The sequence below is a fragment of the Corynebacterium choanae genome (genome assembly GCF_003813965.1).
GTDB lineage: Bacteria > Actinomycetota > Actinomycetes > Mycobacteriales > Mycobacteriaceae > Corynebacterium > Corynebacterium choanae.
Genome location: NZ_CP033896.1, coordinates 319,035 through 341,072, shown reverse-complemented (window position 1 = coordinate 341,072; position 22,038 = coordinate 319,035). Strand labels below are relative to the sequence as shown.

At 57.8% G+C, this 22,038-nt stretch carries 13 protein-coding genes and 2 pseudogenes; 5 read left to right on the top strand and 10 right to left on the bottom strand.

Features of this window, described 5'->3' with window-relative positions; translation table 11 throughout:
- The first annotated feature begins 326 nt into the window (after nt 1-326).
- Genes CCHOA_RS01180 through CCHOA_RS01170 form a run of 3 tightly spaced genes read left to right on the top strand, consistent with a single transcriptional unit; the run spans nt 327 to nt 6,042 of the window.
- Nucleotides 327-1,877 carry a hypothetical protein gene (locus tag CCHOA_RS01180; protein WP_123925930.1) on the top strand — a complete coding sequence of 517 codons (1,551 nt, stop codon included), beginning with the start codon at nt 327-329 and terminating at the stop codon, nt 1,875-1,877.
- Nucleotides 1,878-1,882: 5 nt separating this feature from the next.
- Nucleotides 1,883-3,148 carry a transporter substrate-binding domain-containing protein gene (locus CCHOA_RS01175; protein ID WP_123925928.1) on the top strand — a complete coding sequence of 422 codons (1,266 nt, stop codon included), beginning with the start codon at nt 1,883-1,885 and terminating at the stop codon, nt 3,146-3,148.
- Nucleotides 3,145-6,042, top strand: a complete 2,898-nt coding sequence (locus CCHOA_RS01170) for a serine/threonine protein kinase (protein ID WP_245992159.1) — start codon at nt 3,145-3,147, stop codon at nt 6,040-6,042. Before CCHOA_RS01175 ends, CCHOA_RS01170 begins: the two co-directional genes overlap by 4 nt.
- A gap of 7 nt (nt 6,043-6,049) precedes the next feature.
- On the opposite strand, the gene CCHOA_RS01165 is transcribed toward CCHOA_RS01170, so the two are convergent.
- The 10 genes and pseudogenes from CCHOA_RS01165 to pta form a co-directional block, all read right to left on the bottom strand.
- A complete protein-coding gene (locus CCHOA_RS01165; protein WP_123925926.1) occupies nt 6,050-7,534 on the bottom strand; it encodes a hypothetical protein in 1,485 nt (494 codons plus the stop codon).
- Nucleotides 7,535-7,716: 182 nt separating this feature from the next.
- A complete protein-coding gene (locus CCHOA_RS01160) occupies nt 7,717-8,469 on the bottom strand; it encodes a hypothetical protein (RefSeq protein WP_123925924.1) in 753 nt (250 codons plus the stop codon).
- Between the two features lie 816 nt (nt 8,470-9,285).
- The gene (locus CCHOA_RS11160; protein WP_425453755.1) at nt 9,286-9,396 is read right to left on the bottom strand and encodes a hypothetical protein; all 111 of its coding nucleotides are present in this window, start codon (nt 9,394-9,396) and stop codon (nt 9,286-9,288) included.
- A gap of 3 nt (nt 9,397-9,399) precedes the next feature.
- Nucleotides 9,400-9,666, bottom strand: a pseudogene (locus CCHOA_RS11155) (LGFP repeat-containing protein); the annotation flags it as partial.
- Nucleotides 9,667-10,281: 615 nt separating this feature from the next.
- Nucleotides 10,282-10,383, bottom strand: a pseudogene (locus tag CCHOA_RS11150) (transposase); the annotation flags it as partial.
- 538 nt (nt 10,384-10,921) lie between these two features.
- Nucleotides 10,922-12,442 (bottom strand): hypothetical protein, encoded by a 1,521-nt coding sequence (locus CCHOA_RS01140; RefSeq protein WP_123925922.1) that lies wholly within the window; start codon nt 12,440-12,442, stop codon nt 10,922-10,924.
- Between the two features lie 416 nt (nt 12,443-12,858).
- A complete protein-coding gene (locus CCHOA_RS01135) occupies nt 12,859-15,003 on the bottom strand; it encodes a RecQ family ATP-dependent DNA helicase (RefSeq protein WP_123925920.1) in 2,145 nt (714 codons plus the stop codon).
- 108 nt (nt 15,004-15,111) lie between these two features.
- Nucleotides 15,112-15,714 carry a DUF2599 domain-containing protein gene (locus tag CCHOA_RS01130; protein ID WP_245992212.1) on the bottom strand — a complete coding sequence of 201 codons (603 nt, stop codon included), beginning with the start codon at nt 15,712-15,714 and terminating at the stop codon, nt 15,112-15,114.
- 488 nt (nt 15,715-16,202) lie between these two features.
- On the bottom strand, nt 16,203-17,405 hold the full coding sequence (locus tag CCHOA_RS01125) for an acetate kinase (protein WP_123925916.1): 1,203 nt from the start codon (nt 17,403-17,405) through the stop codon (nt 16,203-16,205).
- A gap of 291 nt (nt 17,406-17,696) precedes the next feature.
- Nucleotides 17,697-19,067, bottom strand: coding sequence for a phosphate acetyltransferase (pta, locus tag CCHOA_RS01120; RefSeq protein WP_377739675.1), 1,371 nt, complete (start codon nt 19,065-19,067; stop codon nt 17,697-17,699).
- Nucleotides 19,068-19,834: 767 nt separating this feature from the next.
- Here pta and CCHOA_RS01115 point away from each other — a divergent pair.
- Together CCHOA_RS01115 and CCHOA_RS01110 are read left to right on the top strand one after the other, a co-directional pair.
- Complete coding sequence (locus CCHOA_RS01115; RefSeq protein WP_123925912.1) at nt 19,835-21,211, top strand: FAD-dependent oxidoreductase; 1,377 nt, start codon at nt 19,835-19,837, stop codon at nt 21,209-21,211.
- Between the two features lie 263 nt (nt 21,212-21,474).
- On the top strand, nt 21,475-21,882 hold the full coding sequence (locus CCHOA_RS01110; protein ID WP_123925910.1) for a hypothetical protein: 408 nt from the start codon (nt 21,475-21,477) through the stop codon (nt 21,880-21,882).
- Nucleotides 21,883-22,038 lie beyond the last annotated feature (156 nt).

Genomic DNA, 22,038 nt, shown 5'->3' with positions numbered 1-22,038 from the left:
ACTCACGGTGCTTTTTGTCTTAGGCTGCGCAATTGGTTTTCCTTCATTAAGGTTTCCCGTTCGTTGCGCTGGGCTTGATATTCGTTTCGCTGCGCTTTTTTCGTTGCTTGCCCCGGGTAGTGTCAGCGGGCACTAGTGTGGGGTGCTGCAGGTGGGTTGGGTGGGTGCTGGTGGTGTGGGTGATGTGGGGTGTGTAGTCGATCCTACTTGGCCGGTGCTGGTGTGGGCAGCACGAGCACAAGTGTGACTCCTGCGCACTGGTGTGACGGGTGTGGTTTAGCGGTTTTGCTGGTGACTGGGGTTGTCGATGCTCTACGATTGGGCGTGTGAATGTCTTTGGCCAGGGTGGAAAACGCGACGGGCAGCCTGCCTTCGCGCCGCCTTCGGTTGTGCATGATCCCCGGGGTCACAGCGATGACGAGTCCTGGATTGATGGATCATTGCAGCAGCCCCGCAGTCCACGGCATCCGCTGCTCCAGGCGTTGGCTTCCACGTTTGCCCAGCCGCTGCTGCTGGGCCGTCGACTCGCCGCCTTTGTTGCCACCCCGCCGGGGGTCATGACTGCGGTGACCTTGGTGGTGTTGTTGGCGATTGGGGCGGCCGGTTTTTCGGCGGCGCAGTCCTCCGCCACCAGGCAGCAACAGTTACGCACCTTGATTGCTGCCACAGAACCAGTGTCGTTTGCGGCACATAATCTCTACACGTCGCTGTCGGCGGCGGATACGGCGGCAACAACCGGGTTTGCGAATCCACAGGGTGATGATCGACTATCCCGGGGACGTTATCTTGCTTCGCTGCAGCGGGCAGCCGGTGCCGCCGTCGAGGCGGCTTCCGGGCTGCCGCAAACCGGATCAGAGGATGCGGTGGCGGCGATCCGCCAAATCGAGTCACAGTTGCCGATCTATTCCGGGCTGGTGGAAACAGCCCGGGCAAATGCCCGTGCCGGCAACCCGGTTGGCAGTGCCTATCTTGGCGAAGCCAACGAGATGATGCGGCAAGATATTTTGCCCGCGGCAGCCACCCTGTTTCAGCTCACCGCAGGGGAGGTGGCCACCCAACAAACAGCATTAACCGAACCGCAATGGGTGCCGCTTTCCGGGCAGTTGGCTGCTCTTATAGTGTTGGTGATGGCACAAATTTGGTTGTGGCGGGTCACTCGCCGCCGACTCAATAAAGGCCTGCTCACAGCCACTGTTTGCATGGGTTTTGCACTGTTGTGGACCGCTGGCGCCTCCGGGGTGTTGTGGTATGCCGGGGAGCGTGGTTTCACCGAGGCGGCCTCCCCCTTAGCAACCCTCACAGAGGCGCGGATTGTTGCCCAGCAAGCAAGAACCGATGAAACCTTAGCGCTCATTTCCCGGGAAGTGTCGGCCAGCGGCTCAGACGGGTTTAGTGATGCTACCGATACGGTGGCGCGCGCCTTGGATCACACTGAACAGGCCACCGCCCACAATTCCCCGAATCCGGCGATTGCCGCCGCCCGGGCGCATCTCAGCGCCTGGGAAGACGCCCACCGGCAGATTGTCGCCGCCGAACAGCGGGGCGATTTTGCGGCTGCCGCCGCAATCGCTTTGCCGCAAAATGTGGAAAGCGCCCCGGCGGTTATCCTCACCCCGGACACTATCGACTCGCGGCTGCTGCTCGACGCACCGGTGGACACTACCCGGGCACAGCAAACTACCGCCGCAGAATCCTATGCCCAGCTTGATGCGGACTTAGCCAGACTGATCACCGGCGCCCGGTCGGTGATGCAGGACTATCTCACCGGGGGGCTGGCCGCCAACACGTTACTGTCCACGATCGTCACCATTGCCACGATCGCTGCCATGCTTGCAGTGGCGTTGGGAATGCGGGCACGCCTGCAGGAGTATGTGTAGCCGCCATGTCGATCCTTCCCCTCAACCCGCCAGCCGCCCCGATAGCAGCATGCCCCCAGTCGGTGGGATGTCACCGCCGCACACGACAACTACTTGCAGTTCTCACCGGGATCAGTGTTGCCGTGGCCGGCTGTGGACAGACCACCACACCCCCTCTTGCGGTGCCAACATTTCGACACGATCCCACCACCACGCAACCCAACACCCCACCGATTGATCTGCAGAACCGCCCAGACACGGACTTTATCCCCCTGCCACCGGGGGCACGAACCGGCACCGCCGGGCTGCTGCACGGCGACACCACCAATGATCGGGACTGGCAGGCGCTGGCAGAACAAACCGGCTACCAGGGGCGCAGCATAGCCCCCGGGGATTTCACCCCACAACAGCGAGTTCCGCAGATTGTGCGGCGCGGCCGCATCATTATCGGGGTGCAAGCCGGCCAATATCTCTTGTCCTATCGCAACCCGGCAACCGGGGAACTCACCGGCTTTGAGATCGATATTGCCCACGAGATTGCGCGCGATATTTTCGGTGACCCTGGCGCGGTGGAATTCCGCTTTGTGGATGCTTCCAGCTGGCGGGAGCAGCTTGCCGCCGGCAGCATCGACATGGTGTTCCGTTCCTTATCAATCACCCCTCAGCGGGAAACAGCACTATCGTTTTCGGCACCGTATCTGCGCAGCAACACGCGCCTGCTGGTGCCGAAAAGCTCCCCGATTACTGACCCTGATTCCCTGGGCGATACCCGGGTGTGTGTTCGCAACGATTCCACCCCGGCACTGCTCGCCCGCACGGCACGGGAAGTGTTTCCCCTCCTGATGACCAACAATTGGGCGGACTGTTTAGTGGCAATGCAACAGTCGCAGGCCGATGCAATATTTGCCGATGATACGGTGCTTGCCGGTTTGGCCGCCCAAGATCCGCACACCCATATTGTGGGCACCCCGGTAACGGAAGAGTTTTACGGGGCCGCGTTTCCCGCATCGTCCTCCCCGGAAGTCGAGGGGCTGATCGCCCAAGTCAATGCGACGATTGAACGAATGCGCCGGGAGGGAACGTTAGCAGCGTTAGCAAACACCTGGTTTGGGGAGTATTTTGTGGTTTCTCCGCTGCCAGCACCGGTGTATCGCGAAGCAGAGGCACATCTGCCAGCCGCCCCTGAGCCGCAGCCTGCTGACGAGCGCGCAGCACAGGTTTCCCACCGGGCAGCATCACCTGCCCGGACATCATCCCCGGATGCCACCGATGAAAAGGACAGCCACCGATGACGGCCGCCGCCCATGACCCTGCCAGCACACCCCAGCGGCACCCTGCCGATCCTGCAGAGCCGGTCGCCACTGAAGCGGTGCTGTTTGATCCTTTCGCCGACGATGACGATGCCAACACCACCGCGTCACATGCCACCACCGGGACACACCCCACCCCAGACACTGACACACAGCCGGCAAGTGATCCTGCGGCAACCGCGGCAGTACTCTTCGACCCCTTCGCCGACGACGATGATGAAGACGAAGATGACAAGGACAATGGCGAAGCACACGCACACAGCATGCACGGCAGCCAAGACGGCAACGACCAACACCCTCAGACCAGCACTGCGCCTGAGTCACCAAGCCTGGATATAGCCGATCTTGCCCGTGGGGGAAGTGGCACTGCCAGCGACCAAGCGGGCACCGCCACCAGCCCCACTGCCCACGAAGACTATGTGCCCGGCCACACCAATCGGGAGCATTCTTCCACCAACGAAGTACAACCCGCCGCAACGACTGCTGTGGCATTTAACCCATTTGAAGAAGACGACGATACCAGCGACGATTTCGGCTATCCGATTGGGGTTGCTGCCGCCAGCCAACTCCCCAGTCCTGCCGCAACTTCCGCAACCCCACCCCGGCGGGGACGAGTGGGGGGCAAAGCGCTCATCGCCGAATCCGATATTCAAGCCCTCCTTGAAGATCTGTCCCAGCTGCATCAGCAGGGCGCGGAAAACCCGCATGATCCTTCCCAACAATCCCGCCAGCAAGCCTTATCGACGTTTAAATCTTCCCGCCGCAATGAACGCTTTGGCCGGCTGATCGCCGACGGCATGGTGGAGCTACCGTTTATTGAGCTTCCTGAACCGATGGAAGCACTCATCGATCCAGCGGACGATATTGCCCGCGGTGTCGCCGCCCCTACCCTGCAGCCGGGCGATATTGTCGCCAACCAGTATGAAGTGTGTGGGGTGATCGCCCACGGCGGCATGGGCTGGATCTATTTAGCGAAAGACCAAAATGTGTCTGGCCGCTGGGTGGTGCTCAAGGGGATGTTCACCGCCGACTCGCCGCAGTCGAAAGCTATTGCCGAAGTAGAAAAAGACTTCCTGTCCGATATCACCCATCCGCAGATTGTAAAAATCTTCAACTTTATCGACGACCATAACCATGAAGCTGAATATATTGTTATGGAATATGTCGGCGGCCCGTCGTTGAAGGATCGGAAAAAAGACAGCCCCGACGGGGTGTTGGATGTCACCTTAGCCATCGGCTATCTGCTCGAGGTGCTGCCGGCTATTGACTATCTGCACTCCCGCGGTGTGGTCTATAACGATTTCAAACCGGATAATATTATTGTCACCGAAGACCAGGTGAAACTTATCGACTTGGGCGCAGTGAGCGGGATCGGCGCCTACGGCTATATTTATGGCACGAAAGGCTTCCAAGCCCCCGAAGTGGCCACGGAAGGCCCGTCGGTTCGGTCAGATATTTACTCTATTGGGCGCACCCTTGCCGTGCTCACCTTGCCGATTCCGCTTATCGATGGGGTGTATGAGCAACGCCTGCCGCTACCAACAGAGATGCCACTGCTGCGGGAATACTTATCCTTCTACCGGCTGCTGCTGCGAGCAACCAACCCTGATCCGCAAGTCCGTTTCCCAGATATTCGCCAATTCGCCACCCAGCTCTACGGGGTGCTGCGGGAGATCCTCGCGGTTCGGGATGGGAAACACTTCCCCGCACAGCATTCCCTGTTTTCACCGCAACGTACCACCTTTGGCACGAAACATGCAGTGTTTCGTACCGACCAGCTCATCGACGGGATTTCCCGGCAGGTGCGCATCACACCCCCGGAGGTTGTTGCTGCCCTTCCTGTCCCGCTCATTGACCGCACCGACGTTGGCGCCAGTCTGCTGCAGGGGTCATCTTATGCGGAACCCTCCGAGGCCCTTGAGACCATGCGGCAAGCGATGCAAGCCGAGGAATATCAAACATCAGCAGAAATCCCTCTGGGCGTGGTGCGAGCACTGCTCGACTTAGGGCTCACCCTGCAAGCGCAATCGTGGCTGAAAACCTTAGAAGCCACCCTCGGTGACGACTGGCGTCATCAATGGTATTCCGGGGTGACCCATCTCCTGCTCGAAGACTATTCAGCAGCGCAGGTGCACTTTAATAATGTGCTCAACATTTTGCCTGGTGAAGCTGCACCGAAGTTGGCACTTGCGGCCGTCGACGAGCTCATGCTGCAAGCCCAAGGCAATCACACCACCGGGTTACTCGGGGAGGAAAACACTCGCCTGTGTAACCGTCCCGGCACCACCTTGGAAGATATTGACCAGTCGACCATGGATATCCTCGGGGAGCGGTGGACACATCTCACCGCCAACCCGGTCGCGTTACGCTTCCACTCGCTGCGGCTCTACGGCCTGGTGTGGGCAACGAATCCTGCCACAGTGTCTTCCGCGTTTGGGCTTGCCCGCCAACTCAACGCGGAAGGTCAAGTCGAGTTAGCGGTTGCCGCCTTAGACCGGGTACCGCAAGCCTCCCGGCATCATCGCATGGCACAGTTAACCACTATTGTGTTGCTGGTGTCAGGGCCTGCGGAACAACTCACCGAATCCCGCATTCGGCGTGCCGCCCGGCGTCTGGAAGCGATCCCCACCAATGAGCCGCGCCTGCTACAGATTCATGTAGCCATCCAATACGCCGCCTTGAAGTGGCTCCGCGCCCACCATCTGCAAGCAGCCGCATCGGTGAACGATCTGCTCGGGTTTCCATTCACCCATCGCGGCCTACAGCTTGGCCTTGCCGATGGCTTGCGGGCACTCGCCCGCCAAGCACCATTTCCCCGCCACCGGTATCAGCTGGTTGATATGGCGAACTCAGTGCGTCCGGCCACCTGGTTTTAGCAGCAACTTACAGGTACTGCTCAAGGATCGCAGGCCGGTCCAGACGATCCCATACCAACAACGCCAACCGGCCTGCATCACTGTCGATAGGCTCTGCGCGTTCAACGCTAATATCCGCGAGTAATTCGGCTGCACCAGTACGCTGCCCCGCAGGCTCCGACTCGTACGTCTTCATCCCCATCGCCGTGGCGGCATCGACACGCAACGGCTCATAGTCGAGGACTTCCTCGGTGAACGCAAGTGGCTCGTCGTGAGTCGCAAAGTAAAGGGATACATCACCCGGCACGCCGCGCGCCATCATCAGCGCCAACTGAAATTCTTCGACTACCGATACCCACCGTATCGGCCGTAATGCGTCGTGCAGAGCAGGATATTGAGCAGTCTCCACCACCCGGGGCTCCGACTTTTCCTTATACTTATTGGCAAGTGTGGTTGCAAAGTACAGACATAATCCGACGGGAACAAGCACCCCGAGAAATATGCTATCCCAGATAAACGAGAGTCCTTCAACGTTCTCCATGAGTCGGCGGATAATCCGCCAGGGGATATACAATGCCAGCCACCATAACCACGTCTGCGTTCGCCAGATGAACTGTCCAGTAGGCACTAGCCGAATTCGCGATTTGCCCTTGGCAATAAAATCAGCGTAATCACCGAAATTATCTCCAATTCGCAGATTTTCCCAACCTAGTGCGCGCCCAACTACCTCCATCGCCTCACCCACCTCAATCGAGTCGGTGTACTCCGCGATATAGTCAGCGAGCGCTTTTTCCACAGCATTGCGCAGTTCAAAAGAATATTGCTGCAGCTCATCCGCATCCCCTGCTGTGCGATAAATATCCGCCAACAGATGCGCCGCATCCTGATAATTCGTGTTACTCGCTGCAATTGCCGCAATGAGTTTGCGGACTTGTTGTGCTGCTGCTAACTCTTCCGGCGTGTCTGTAGCTGGCGGTTCGGTCACTGTTGGCCGCTTCGCAGCATGCGGCTCTGCTGTCAGCGTTTCTTCGTCTGACTCCGAAGCCGGGGCTGGTTCTGGCGAGCGGCCGTGTGCGGGAACCGCTGAGTCGTCCGCAGCCTCATCGGTGGAAGTCTGCGTTACCGTTGGTGTTTCCTGTTGCGATGCAGCTGCATCCACCTCAGCCGTGCCCGGCCACACCAACGTTGACGAGGAAACTGCGGTGGTCGATGAAGCCGCACTATCATCACTTCCGTACGACCACACAGCATCCGTGGGAGTTACGTCAGCGCCATCACCGCCTTCTAACAGGCGCAATTGTTCCTCAAGGCTTTCGATCACCGCGGGTTCTGCTTCCGCCGCGCGTGCTTTGGCCAGTGCAATCGACAATCGAGTGATCGCTGCTGCAGTAGCCATCGGATCAGCGTCGAGCGGCTTCGTCGAATCGTGAGTACCGTTCGAGACGTCTGCAACATTCTCCCATTCCAGTGGCTCCGCTGGTAATGATTTAGGGGTATGTTCTGCAGCGTTCATGATCAGGTGAGCGTGCCTTTCACGTATTTTCGACCTGCGCTGCACTAGCGGATCTGTTCCAGCTCACCGCGCAGCGTTCCCACAACTCGGTTAGACGAAACACCGAGTCTGCCGGTTACCACTTGATCTCATACCCCGAGGTTGGGGTCTTGCAGGTCGGGTAGCGAGCCAGGGCAGCCTTCTTACTTCATCACCTGTGGGACTGTGTGGTGTCCTGCCGGTGGCAGGCCATCAGCTGTGACACGAATGTCTGCTGGTAGAAGCGCATAGGCCACGCCCACCCCGGCACCGCAACACAGTACAGTCATCCCGGCGACCACCCAGTTGAGGCTACCTGTGGTGGCCGTCTCGAATACCTCTGCGACACTCAAGCCCACCACGGCAAGACACAAGACTCCAATGCGCAGCAGGGGACTTCTGCGGGCAGCCAACCAACAGGCTAGTGCCACAACTATGGTGGCGGCACCCAGCCCAAACAGGATCGTCATTGGGAGACCCCAGATCAGTGGGTATCTACTATTGCGCTGCGCGAGCACTCCCGTGTAGGCCACGTCGAAGACCCCGACCCGTGACCAAGAAGAAAAGCTGGTGACAGCGAACCCTGTCACCACAGCACCAACCACCTGCCAGAACCAGCCAGCCGAATACAGCTTCTCGTCGGCGCTGGTGCCGCGGCGAACTGCCGCGACAACAAGCCATGCACACCCGACACACAGCAGACAGTACACAGGTGCAGGAACCACCCCGACAAGCACCGCCCTGGCAAGAGAATGAGGAAGCAGCACCACCTGGGAGGTTTCAGAATCGATAAATTTCACCCCAGGAATCTGTGCGGGAACCACAACCGATAATTGCCCCACCGCCAACATGAGGAAAAATAACGACTCCCGACGGGTGTGGTTTGTGCGGGGCGCGGACAAGTTGTCGGTCTGCATAACAGGGATCCTCTAGTCCTTCCAGGGATATGTTTTTGCCGTTCAAATACTGAGATACCAATGATCCGGATCGCGTTGCCACGGTTGAACATCACTGACACTGGGAAGTTCGTATGAATTGTAATGCTGGGTAAGCGTGTGAGAGACACGAACAGCATCGTAGTAAATATTCGGAACTAGCGATGCCTTGAGGCTATTCTGCAAGCACTTGGTCTTGAAGTAAAGGTTCGAATAGTCGAACCCTTCGGAGAAAAATTCCGAGCTAACTGCTTTCAGATCCTTTTTGAAATTCTCGTCACAAGTTACCCGTTTTTTCATGCTTCGATCGAGGCCAACTTGCGATCGGACTCATAGTGGCAGGTATTGTGACGGGCGCACGACCCTCGTAGATCTAATCGCACAAGCGGTTGCCTACCAAGCGGGAATAGATCCGGGGAGGAGGTGCAGAAATCTTTCAACGATTCCTTAACTTCTTCGGCAGGTGGATAAGTGCTAGGTATTTTGACTGAGCTCTCGAAATCGAAAGCTCCTTGACGCTCTTTGAAAGACCTTCCAGTTCGGAGTGGTTGAAATCTATTTTCCAGATTGTTGCAATTGTCCAGAAAGTCCACATCCCCTTTGTAGACCATATTTCCATCTAGGTGGATTAATTGCTTGTCGAACTCGCGATTTCCGGGCGTGGAAATCCCTCCCTGAAACTCCTGATGCGTATCGCCTTCGAATGTTAGGGCTTCCTGGGTGGAAACCCCCCATTTCCCTACTTCAAATCCGTTGGTAATCCACTGCGCCAGTGGATTACCGGTGAGTGTATGCGCATCAGTTTTCAGGAGACCATACGATGATCCCGTGCTCAAATACATTCAAGCGACCTCGCCGAGAAATTGAATCGGATTCATTCGTGCTTGGAAATCCTGCAGCACCCCTGATGCCGCCAGACTCAATCCATCGATTGTAGATCCGCCCGTAAACGGCGGCGTTGACACCTAGCCAGTTTTGTACGATGGCACCTCCCTGGAATTGCTGCATGCGCTCAATAGGATTTGCAGAGATGCCATCTTGATCAGTCGTCGGGTAACCAAGCTCGGCGGCTTCCCACCCTAGTGCAGACCATACAGCTACAACCTGTGTTGAAACGACATGTGCCCCCGTTTCGGGCGACCAGTAGATCATTCCGTTTGCAAGAGCAAGCCGGTAGCCGCATCCATCCGGATTTCATTGCATAGGTTCAACGGGCCACAAAAAGGGTGAAATCACCCCACCAACTTGCTCATCACGCCCGAGGATTGCTCCGCAAACCTCGATATTGTGGGGCGCAAATCGTCGGCATCTCGGTTGCGCGAGTGACCTCTTCGCTCTAGGGGACGTAATCAAGGTTGCCTTAGGATCGTCCGGCGTATAAGCAGGTGATTCAGGCCAGCTTGCTGCTACACCTTGAGCTTCTTTTACCTGTTCAGCAGTTAAGCCGCCGGTGTTTTGGAGAACTCTCGGAGATGTTTCGATGTCGATCGGGGAATAGTTAATCTGGATGCTTTCTTCCAAGTTTTCCCCGAAGGACCGTCTCTCGAGAGCAATGCTATCAAGACTTGCGCCGGACGGCTCAGCTGAGGCAATGGGATCTACTGAAAGTAGACTGCCGGCGAGCAGGAAAGACACTGCGAAAAATGTGAAAAACCTAAGGTTTCCCACCTTTTTTAGCAATCATCTATGCAACTAGAGACCTACCTGCGGAAATGCTCAAGGAGATTTTAAGTAATCCTTCAGAATTTACGGTGCATCAAACCTCCCCCAGAGTTGCCCGGCGTAAAGCAATGATTACAAGATGCAGTGTTCCAAATTCTTGAACCCTACAGCGGATCCCCGTAGGTGCTCCAGCCGACTATGGATCGCTTCAACTGTCCCGTTCGATGTCTCAGGATTGAACTACATCTGAATGTCCTCGTCGTGCTCGTTCATCGTCCGACCTCATACCCGCAGCTCATCGATGCCTTGCGGGATCTCGGATGCGACCTGCTCAATGACCTCTGCCATCACCTGGTTGCCGCGCTTCCCACCCCGCAAGCTATAGGCATCCATAATTTTCTGGGGACCGACCCGGGGTTCTTCACACCCAAGTGCCGATCGTGAGCAAATACCCCAGCAATCATGGTGAGGTATGTTGCACCGTTAGCAAGTAGCACCAAGGCCAGCAGTACTCAACGTGCAGTGCTTTACACGTAGCTTCGCCCTGGCTGCGCGAGCGGGTCGAGTCCCCCTCACCGCAAAGCGTTCCCACAACTTGGTGAGTGAAAACATCAAGCCTGCCAGCTACCGCAACTGCTCGTTGCCTGCTGCGACGAAAACACACCGCCCGCGGGCGCATGTGGCCACCTTAGAGGGCTGAGGCAGGCAAATGTTGCCTGTCGCTTACCATCGCTACTGGTGCTGTACGAGGCTGACAGATGCAGCGATGATGTTATTCCTGCAGCCACACCTCGTAGAGGAACTTGCCGGCAGCTGAAGTCGGCGGCTGCAGGTCGATCTCTAGCTCGGGGAGATCCGGTGGTTCAGCTGTGGGATTGTCGTCGACACAATAGCGCGCCACAAGATCGACGACTTCGGCAAGCAATGTCTGTGCCTCCGGATGGTGGAGCACCATCGGCGCATGATCGGTGAGGTCGCTGACATTGATCGGCTCTGTGGCCAAGAGGATATCCCGATCGTGCCGGGAAATATTCGGACGCGCCGACTGTGCTGCTTGCGCTGCTGCGAGCAGTGCACTGAGCTGTGCCTCCGCCAGGTCGGCCTGCAGCCATGGGGCGGCGGTAACACTGTCATGGCTGGTTGGTTTCCGGTGGCTGATTAGCGCTTTGGCAGGTTTACTCATCCCGCTGAGCGCACACAACATCCAACAACAAATACCAAACAGCATTGCCACGAGCACCGTCACGCCGATGCGGTGAACCGCTGCAAAGTGTTCTGCGGAAACCAGTTCTGGCAGAAGATGTGCTTGCCCCACCATCAACCACCACCCAGCAACTAGTAATACAAGCAGTCTGGGTAGGGCGGTGATCCACGGCGATCCGCTATCGCCGGCAGCAACCTGGTTCGATGATCCACCTTGAGACTGCAGTTGAGCGCCCGGCTGCTGCACACCGTCGAGATACGGTTGGCCAGAATCTTGAGCCTGAGTCTGGTGGCTTGGCGGTACTGGTATTTTCTGCCAGCCGACTTCGTCCAACCCCGGTGCGGCCTTCTTCTCCGCCGAATTTGCTGCGGGTCCAGTATTGGCAGCCGGTCGCGACGGATGACTGTGCTGCTCGGCGGCGCGTTGCTTGCTGACTTGTTGAAACTGGGTAATCGTTCGCAGATAGTGGGCAAGCAGATCAGCAACATCGGCAACCTGCTCCCGCGGGGCAGCACTTAAAACCCGCGGATCGGCAGCTGCCGCCTGCAGATGGGCACAGGTGTAGACCAAATCCCGCCACTGGCGGTTGCTTTCCTCAACATAGTTGATGGTGTCTTGCAGGTCAGCGAGTTGGTCTTGGATATAGTCATCTTCCGCGAGGCGAGAAAGCGCGTTGGCAACGGCTTGTTCTACAGCTGCACGCTGATCGGGGGATTCACTGGTCGCCAGGGGATGTTCTGCGGACTGCTCCAGCTGGGCGAGTCGTTCTTCCAGCGCGTGTAGTTGCGCCCGATGGCGATAGCTCGGCGGGATCGCCCCCACCGGCCCACTTGGTCGGCTGCCAGCTCCTGCGACTGGGGGAATACTCGCATTGCGCCGTCTGCCGGCAAGGGGATAGCCGCTGCGCGGGAGTAATTCGTAGCTGGGTCGATGGAGGGTGTCTATTGCGCGTTTGATGGCGAGATATTCACCGACGTGTTGTTGCCCCGGCTGGCCGGTCGTGGTGTGATCCATGGCAGCAGCGACTGCAGCGTCTTCGACCAGTTGCCTGATCCGCGCTGCAATGGCTTGCTGTAGTTGCACAGTCACGAACCGCTCCGCCCCTTCCATGATGATCACTGCTGTTGTGCGTGTTGCTGTCGTTGATATCCGCCAGCTGTTCTGCTGTCTGCTTTTTGGAAGCTTGCGGCTCCCGCGGCAAACAGTGCTTGTACCTCGCAGCTTAGCAGTGATGAAAGAGCCAGAAAATGATTGGTGACCTGCAATTATTCATATGACGATTAGGAAGAAATGAGACCCTTTATCATCACACCAATAAGGCGCTCGGGACTGCCTGCAGGGACAGGCTATCTGCACTATCCACAAGACCACAGTCACAGCCGTCAAAGAACATTTTTCGCAGTTGAACATCCCTGTTCCCCACCACTTTGGGGGTGGCTCACTACACGCGGCACAACTCATGTACGCAGCCGCGACACTTCCGGCTGCATAACCCGCAGGGTTCGTTACCGGGATTGCAACAGGGCAAACGGCAACACCGCCTGTGCACCGGCATCTTTCAGCAGTGCTGCGGCGACAGTAAACGTCCAACCACTGGCAGTATCCACATCGACGAGGAGCACGGTTTCACCGGTCACTGCTGCCGCAACCTCCGGGGGCAACACAAGCGAGTTCGCCAAGTGTTTCACCCGGAAGGTGCTGTTGACATCCCGGGAACCGGCGCCTGCCGTATAGCGCAGACTTCCGGCAAAGGGGATACGGCCGGCCGACGAGATGAGCTTCACCAGTGAGTGACCCAATTGGGGTTGTTCTCGTGGGGGAAGCCCAACCACCACAGTGGGGCGCGTATCCCAGTCCCAGTGGTGCAACGTGGCAAAAATAGCATCGTGCAACTCCGCGGGGAGGGGTTGATCCTTATCGCTTGCTGTGACGAGTTCGCGCAGCCGTTGACCTAAGCCTAAATCGGTTGCCCGGGCAACTGCCCGACCGGGTTCGGCACGAGCTTGTTCGTTGATAATCCCCGCATAGTCAATCCCAAACTGGCGCAACCCATTGGGCCAACGTTTGCGCACCTCAAGGACAATGCCGGGGGCAGATTGCAACATGTTCAGGTGCTTTCTCGCCGCATCCCCAATGGTGGTGGGGAAGAACGGTCCTTGGCAACGGTCACAAATCCCACACGGCTGTGCGGTGAAATCATCCAACTGGTGGGCAAGATAGACCATGCGACACTCGCTGGTGGTGATATAGCCCCGCATGGCATCCGCTTCCGCCCGGCGCGCCTTGGCGACCGCCGCGTAGCGGGCATGATCATATTCCCAGTTCGGCTGTGGTCCTGGCTGATATTTGCCGCCAGCTTTTGCTACTGCCCCCTCGACGTGCAGGGTTTTAAGTAAGAGTTCCAGGCGGGAGCGTTTCACCCCAACAACCTGTTCGAGCTGGGGAATGCTCAGTGGTGTGGTGGCCTCCTGGAGGGCAGCAAGCACCGCATATGCGGTGTCTGCAGCGGGCATCGCGGCGGTGGCGAAATATGCCCAAATCGCTGCATCACTTGGTGATGGGAGCAAAATGGCTTGGGCGCGCTTCGTCGCGCGGCCGGCACGCCCTACTTGCTGGTAGTAGGCCACCGCCGACGATGGGGCGCCCAGGTGGATGACAAATCCTAGATCGGGCTTATCGAATCCCATCCCTAAAGCACTCGTGGCAACGAGTACTTTCACTTCATTGGCGATCAGCGCTGCTTCCAGCGCTTCCCTGGTTGCCGCATCGGTGCGACCGGTGTAGGCGTGTGCAGTGATCCCTGCGGCGGATAGCAGTGCCGCGGTATCTTCAGCCGCATTCACCGTCAAGGTGTAGATAATTCCCGACCCGGGCATGTCGGCAACATGGTCCACCAGCCATGCAAGATGGTCCTCTAGTGGGGCAACCGGCCCCACCCCAAGCTGCAGGGAAGCCCGGGATAGCGGCCCGCGCAGTGTGACAGTGCCGGCACCTAATTGGGCGGCGACGTCTTCCATCACCCGGGTATTGGCTGTCGCAGTGGTGGCCAGGACGGGTAAGTCTGCGCCGATTGTATTGATCAGTTCCCGGATGCGCCGATAGTCGGGGCGGAAATCATGCCCCCAGTCGCTGATGCAATGCGCCTCATCGACAACAAGCAGTGAGACTTCAGCGAAGATTTCCTGCAGGATCCCTTGTTGAAAGTCGGTGTTGACGAGTCGTTCCGGGCTGATAAGCAGGACATCCACGTCCCGGGCACGGATACGTTCGGCGATCGCATCCCACTGTTCCGCGTTGCCTGAGTTGATGGTGACGGCCACGACACCTGCTTGGGTGGCGGCCGCAATCTGGTTGCGCATCAGTGACAGCAAGGGGCTGACAATAATTGCAGGTCCTTGCGGATATGGGTGATGGGCAGGACGGTCAGATGAACCAAATCCGGCGCGCAGCAGCAGTGCGGCCACAAAATACACCGCGGACTTGCCCCATCCGGTGCGCTGCACCACCAGCACATGCTGCCGACGTTCCACGAGTGCGGTGATCGCTTCGAGTTGACCTGGGCGAAATTCCGCGTGTGGATTCTTCGTCAAACGCCGCAGTATCTGTAACGCCGCAACTTCCAAATCCGTCTGCGCAGGTGGGGTGGTCATGCGCTAACAGTGTAGTCAACCCGCTGCTTTACCGCCCGAACTGGAAGCACCCGCTTCCACGGGGAGCAACACGCTTTGAGATGCCTGCCCGGCAGGATATTGTTCCTGCTAGTTACAGAGGCTCGCGTAAAAGCCGTCCATGCCTTTATCTGGCCGGAAATCCTCAATATTCCAGGTGGGCTTGTCGACGAGTGCTGCCCGGCCATCAAAGTGGCAGTAATACTGGTGCCGCAGGGTTGGCGTGTCCGGCACACCCAGGGCGATGGCTTGCAGCCAACCGGCGTAGCGGGCGTTGACTGGCAGTTCGGTTACTCCTGGTGCCGGGGTGATCTGATAGCGGTTACCTTGATCTGTCGGCACTACGGTGACAGTCTGTGTCACCGGCTCGTCCATATACGCACCCGCTAGTAGTGCGGCAATCGCTGGTGGCAGATCACTTGCTACCGCAACAACTCCCCCAAAGGTTTGCGCTACTGCTTGGAGACGCTCCGGGAGCATCACCGTGCCTTGTTCCACTGCATTATCCAGTGCAGCATCGGCGACAAGGACTCCCGATACGGGTGGCGCGGTTGGCACGGTTGGTATGGCGGTCGCCGTCGCCGGTGTACTAATAAGACCGATCCCGACGAGCATCGCCAGTCCTACCCGGCGGCGGTGCACCGTGGTACATGCTTTACCGGGTGCCGGCACTAACTGGGCGCTGCGCATCATGTTCACGTCGTCCTTGTTCCTTGGAGAAGTAGCTACCTCACACAAAGCAGTGTCCGCGGGACAAACCCACCACATAGTGTGACAGCTGTAGTCTACCGTGACGTATGAGGCATGCAATGTGTGGAATAATGACGCTGCTTGCACAGCAGTACACAGATACCCACCACACAACAACGGTGCGGCTCGGGTATGTTCTTACACCAGCCGCACCGCGGGATGAACTTCGCTCAACTTGCGCTATGCCCTGAACTAGTCACCGAACGTGTGAGGAACAGCCAAGCAAACTATCTTGCGCCCTGGGCAATGCCCTACGACAACGGCAGCGGCTCACACAGCGCCAGCGGCAGTGGCTGTACCAATGGCAAAGTCACAGACTGTGATGCCTATGACTTGGCCAGACGTGTGCACTGCTCAGATAAGCACCTAGCGGTGCCACTGCTCGCAACGGCACCGCTAGGTGAAACTAAAAAGACTTACAAGCTGCTCGTTTACTCAACACCAGCCAAAGAGACCGCGTAGCGGGCGATAGCCAGCTCCTCGTTGGTGGGGATAACAAACACCTTCACCGTGGAATCATCGGTGGAGATTTCCCGTGCCTCAGAGGCGCGAATAGCATTGCGCTCCGGATCAATCTTGATGCCGTACATCCCCAGGTTGGCAAGCGCATCCGCACGCACCATCGCATCATTTTCCCCCACGCCAGCGGTGAAGGTGATCGCGTCCACCCGCCCCAGGGCGATCATGTACGAGCCAATATAGCGTCGCAGCTGGTGAATGTAGATCGAGTAGGCAAGCCAAGCATCAGGATCCTCATCCTCAATGAGACGACCGAGTTCGCGGAAATCGTTCACCCCAGAGATGCCCTTGACACCAGAATCCCGGTTGAGCAGCTTATCGATCTCATCAATGCTCATTCCCGCCGAGCGGTGCAGGTGGAAAACAATACCCGGATCGATATCCCCCGAGCGGGTACCCATCACCAGCCCGGCAAGTGGTGTCATCCCCATCGAGGTGTCCACTGCTTTCCCGCCGCGCACAGCCGTCGCCGAAGCACCGTTGCCCAGGTGCAGCGTAATCTGGTTGACCTCATCGGGATCTTTCCCAAGCAGCGCAGGCACATGCTGGGAAACATATTCGTGGCTGGTGCCATGGAACCCGTAGCGGCGTACCCCATGCTCCGCGGCGGTTTCTTTATTAATCGCATACAGTGCCGCAGCCGGTGGCATCGAATGATAAAAACCGGTGTCAAACACTGCGATATGCGGCACATCCGGCAGCAGCTTCATTGCCACTTCAATGCCGTCAATGTTGGCCGGATTGTGCAGCGGGGCAAGCGGGATGAGATCCTTCACCATGCCAAGAATCTCATCGGTGATCACCTGCGGCTGGGAGAACAAAATCCCGCCGTGCACCACCCGGTGGCCGACCGCCACAATATCGAGCTGCGCAATACCACAGCCGTGCTCATCCATAAGCTTGAAGGCCAAGTCGAGACCGGCGGAATGATCCGGAATCGGTGCTTTCAGCACATACTTTTCGCCATCATATTTCAAGGTGATCGAGCCAGTCGGCTCCCCGATCTGCTCGACGAGCCCGGAGACGAGCGGAGCATCGGTGGCGTGATTTTTCGGATTCACCACCTGGAATTTGATTGACGACGATCCGGAGTTTAATACCAGTGCAAGACTCATAATTGGGGTGTTTCTGTGTTGTAAAACTGGGAAGACTAAGAACTAAGACTCATGATGAAAACGGGCGGTGACTGCCACCTGAGGTGCACCCAGTGCCTGCTGCTGCAGTAGTCACTGTGGCCACCACCCTGGGTCACCGAAACGATGAAGGTACGCGCGGGGATACCCGCGCGTGGCAACGGTGCTCCTGCCCGCAGGCAAGACACAACCACAGGGGATTCCCACGCGATGCCCCGCAGCAATCATTGGTCAAGTGCTGCGGGACACCCAGGTGAAGTTGAAAGAGGCGATCTAGCTTTGCGCCTGAATGGCGGTGATGGCAACAGTGTTGACAATATCTGGCACCGTTGCACCCCGGGATAGGTCGTTCACCGGCTTCTTCAACCCCTGCAGGATTGGACCGACCGCCAGGGCACTCGCGCTGCGCTGCACCGCCTTGTAGCCGATGTTGCCAGCCTCAAGATCGGGGAAGATCATGACATTGGCCTGCCCTGCGACCGGGGATTCCGGCGCCTTCTTTCTTGCCACAACCGGATCAACCGAAGCATCAAATTGCAGCGGACCGTCGACGACAAGATCCGGGAACTTCTCGTGAGCGATCCGTACCGCTTCAGCTGCCCGATTGACGTCAGGTCCGGTACCGGAGGTACCAGTCGAGTAGCTGAGCATGGCAACCTTCGGATCAATACCAAACCCGGCAGCGGTTTCAGCCGACACAGCTGCAATCTCAGCGAGCTGCTCCGCAGTCGGATTCGGATTGACGGCACAGTCACCGAATGCCCACAACGTATCTTGCATGACCATGAGGAAGATCGAGGAGACCACCGAAACACCCGGCTTAGTCTTGATGATCTGGAAGGAAGGCTTAATCGTGTGTGCCGTGGTGTTTACCGCACCAGAGACCATGCCGTCAGCCAACCCCTTATAGATCATCATCGTGGCGAAGTAGGAAATATCCTGCATCGTCTCCCGCGCCTGCTCCAGGGTCACTCCCTTAGATTTGCGCAGCTCGGCAAAGGTTTCAGCGAACTCTTCTGCCAGTGGGGATGCTTTCGGATCGTCGAGCTTTGCCCGAGAGATATCCACACCTAACTCTTTCGCACGAGCCTGCATCGCGGCCGGATCGCCGAGAATCGTCAAATCGCAAACATCTTTTTCCAGCAGGATCGATGCGGCGGTGAGAATGCGATCATCCTCCCCCTCGGGAAGCACAATATGGCGCCGCTGCTCTTTCGCCTTGCTGATGAGCATGTGCTCGAAAACTTCCGGCCCCATCACCACAGGAACCTCAGCAGGGGCTGTGGCAACAATCTCTTGTACCCGATCAGCGTTTACATCCTGCCCCACTAAACATCCGAGCACCGTCGCATCGGTTGCTTTCGCATCGGCGACCGCCAAATCCACGTGATGGCCGGGGAATTTTGCAACTAACAGCAGTGGTACACCAAGGCTTGCGGCACACCGGGCGTCAAAGACTGTGTTGCCGGTGCCGACAAGAAGTGCCGGTTTGTCAGTGACTGGTGATTGCTCAAGCACTGCGGCAAGGGTGAACTCTTCGCCCACCAGCTGCCGGTGATCAATCCCCAACGTGCTAGCAATCGTTGAGAAATTCACTTCCGCCGGATTCGCGGCGACGCAGGAGCAAATGAATGATCCGTTCAGTTGCGGTTGTGCGGCAGTCACGTGACAGCTTCTCCTTGGTTCGGGGATCACCAGTGTCCCCGAGATCGTCATGGGATGGACAAAGTTCGCTCGTCGAGAGAGCGGGCAGCAAGCAACGGTGAATTGTCGCTTGCCATCACGCCTTCCGGTGGCCGAGGGCACGGCACCGAAAAAGTGTGAGTCATGGCATAAGTGTAAGGGATTGCGACATACGACTACACAAAGGTGTCCGCTTTCCCGCTTGCCAACCCTCCCCCGTCGACGAAAAATCCCTGTTCACACGACGCTTACCTTGGGCAAAATCACACTACTGTGACAGGCAACACCACAATTGCAGTGCCCCCGGATCGCTCCACCCGCGACGAGATACCCCCATGCCCGTCGGCAGGCTGCCGAAAGCCAACTTCCCCGGGTGGGGTGGCATCCAGACATGGCGCGCACAATCTGACACTGCACTGCATCTTTACAGAGCACAGCAGCCAAGGACTTCCAGTGTTTCCACGTCCACCGCTTCGCCTGCTGGACGCAATCAGGCTAGAAATATCGACGCTAAAGCGGTAAATTGCAGCAGTTGTGGCATAGTTGCCGACACCTGTGGCTCTCAAGCGCAATGCTCATGCTGTTGTTCTGCACGCCACATCGGCGAGACAGGAACACCTGTCTGTGCCACAAGTTGTGCTGATTGATCATTCCCTGCCGGTTGCCGACGTTGTCGACGCAGGCAACCGACATCACTGACCTTTTACGAAAGTAGCTTGGTTTCCCCTATGACCCGTCCCCTTCGTGTTGCTGTCATCGGCGCAGGTCCTGCCGGTATTTACGCCTCTGATCTGTTGATGAAGTCCGGCCAGGAAGTTGCCATCGACCTCTACGAGATGATGCCTGCCCCATTCGGGCTCATCCGCTACGGTGTCGCCCCTGACCATCCCCGTATTAAGGGCATCGTCATGAGCCTGCACAAGGTGATGGAATCCCCGCAGCTGCGCCTGCTGGGCAATATTGAGGTCGGCAAAGACGTCACCATCGAAGAGCTCAAGCAGTTCTATGATGCGATCGTGTTTTCCACCGGCGCCTACGGCGACCGTGACCTCAACATTCCAGGCGCAGATCTTCCGGAGCACTACGGTGCCGGGGAATTCGTTGGCTTCTACGACGGCAATCCAAACTTCTCTCGTGACTGGAATCTCGAAGCGGAACAAGTCGCTGTTATCGGGGTCGGCAACGTTGCCCTTGACATCGCCCGAGTGCTGGCGAAAACCGGTGACGAGCTGCATGTCACCGAAATCCCGGACAATGTGTACCAAAACTTGAAGAACAATAAAGCCAAAGAGGTACACGTCTTTGGCCGCCGCGGCCCAGCCCAGGCCAAGTTCACCCCGCTTGAGCTGAAAGAACTCAACCACTCCGACACCATCGAAGTCGTGGTCGATCCCGAAGACATCGTCTACGACGAAGCTGGGGAGCAGGCACGACGCGACTCGAAAACAGTCGATCTAGTCTGCCAGGTGCTAGAAGGCTACGCCATGGCTGATCCCAGTGACGCGCCGCACAAGCTCTATATTCACTTCCTTCACTCCCCTGTGGAGATCATCGAAAAGGACGGCCATGTGGCTGGCCTGAAGACTGAGCGGATGGAGCTCGACGGCAACGGTCAAGTGACCGGCACCGGCGAATTCCACGAATGGCCAGTGCAAGCTGTCTATCGGGCGGTTGGCTACCAGTCTGATCCGGTCGCAGGTGTGCCATTTGATGAGAACCGTTTCGTCATCCCGAATGATGGCGGACACGTCCTCGACCCGGAAACTGGCGCCCCCATTGCTGGCTTGTACTGCACCGGCTGGATTAAGCGTGGGCCGGTTGGGCTTATTGGCAACACGAAATCTGATGCGAAACAAACCATCGACATGCTTGTCGGTGACTACACTGCAGGCGCCCTCGACACACCAGCGCAGCCGGAGGTTGATGCGGTTGTGAGGTTCCTGCAGGACAAAAATATTGAGTTCACCACTTGGCAGGGGTGGCACCGCCTTGACGCTGCTGAGCAAGCCCTCGGGCAGCAGGAAGGCCGCGAACGCCACAAGATTGTCGAATGGGACGATATGGTGCGCCACGCCAAGTACCAGGAAGGTGACCTCGACGGGTAGTCCCTGCCAGCACCTGCGGCACAAGGTTCGCCGGCTGGTGTAACACCATCGCTGGCAACAGTCGATAACACACAATGTCCGGGGCTTCACTGCAAACAGCTTGAGCCTTGTGCCTGTCTGTGATGGGCGGCTACCTGCTTGCTGTCGATGCCATGCCGCAAGTCGGATACCTCACCGGTTGTCTAGCCGACGCTTGAGCTACGGCACCCCAGCACATGGTGCGATGTGCTTGTTATCCGGCACTTTCCCTTTGAGTGGCTGCCATGCCACCGCTCCTATTACTTCCACGATTGGTCATCAACCTTATGCGTTTCCTGCCTGCTCGTCGTTCCGTGATCGCAGCTGTTGTCGCTGCAAGTCTTGTTGCCCCCGTCGCCCCGGCGGTGGCTCAGCAAACCCCACCACCAGCAGCGAACACAACAACCCCAACTGCTGATGATGGCTTTTTCAGCAAGCTCGGTCTGGACAGCTCTTCGGAAACGACCGATCCGGAAGCCAGCACTGGTGACGAGGTTTCCAGCAAGGTTGGCTCTTCAACCAAAGAAACCAACTCCTCCACGTTGGAAGGTGGGGCAAAATCCTTCGGAATCGGGCTTGGCAAGCTGCTCGGCGCGATCGTTGGCATCGGCCTTATCGGCTATATCCTCAACCGCTTAGGGCTACCCCACTAAAGCGGGTGTAGATGCGGTTTAACCCCCTGGTGTTGCGGCGCTTTCACCTTCACCGGAAGCGCGCAACGGCCAGGGGTTTGTCATGTCAGCAGACCCCTGTGTAAGCCGTTGGCGGGCGGCGCAGTGAAGCAGCGGTGAATATCGATCCGTAGGTGG

Excerpts from the sequence above, each read along its gene's own strand:
- CCHOA_RS01175 (WP_123925928.1), top strand. The coding sequence starts at position 1,883 with ATGTCGATCCTTCCCCTCAACCCGCCAGCCGCCCCGATAGCAGCATGC.
- CCHOA_RS01170 (WP_245992159.1), top strand. The coding sequence starts at position 3,145 with ATGACGGCCGCCGCCCATGACCCTGCCAGCACACCCCAGCGGCACCCT.
- CCHOA_RS01165 (WP_123925926.1), bottom strand. The coding sequence starts at position 7,534 with ATGAACGCTGCAGAACATACCCCTAAATCATTACCAGCGGAGCCACTG.
- CCHOA_RS01160 (WP_123925924.1), bottom strand. The coding sequence starts at position 8,469 with ATGCAGACCGACAACTTGTCCGCGCCCCGCACAAACCACACCCGTCGG.
- CCHOA_RS01135 (WP_123925920.1), bottom strand. The coding sequence starts at position 15,003 with ATGACCACCCCACCTGCGCAGACGGATTTGGAAGTTGCGGCGTTACAG.
- CCHOA_RS01130 (WP_245992212.1), bottom strand. The coding sequence starts at position 15,714 with ATGATGCGCAGCGCCCAGTTAGTGCCGGCACCCGGTAAAGCATGTACC.
- CCHOA_RS01125 (WP_123925916.1), bottom strand. The coding sequence starts at position 17,405 with ATGAGTCTTGCACTGGTATTAAACTCCGGATCGTCGTCAATCAAATTC.
- CCHOA_RS01115 (WP_123925912.1), top strand. The coding sequence starts at position 19,835 with ATGACCCGTCCCCTTCGTGTTGCTGTCATCGGCGCAGGTCCTGCCGGT.
- CCHOA_RS01110 (WP_123925910.1), top strand. The coding sequence starts at position 21,475 with ATGCCACCGCTCCTATTACTTCCACGATTGGTCATCAACCTTATGCGT.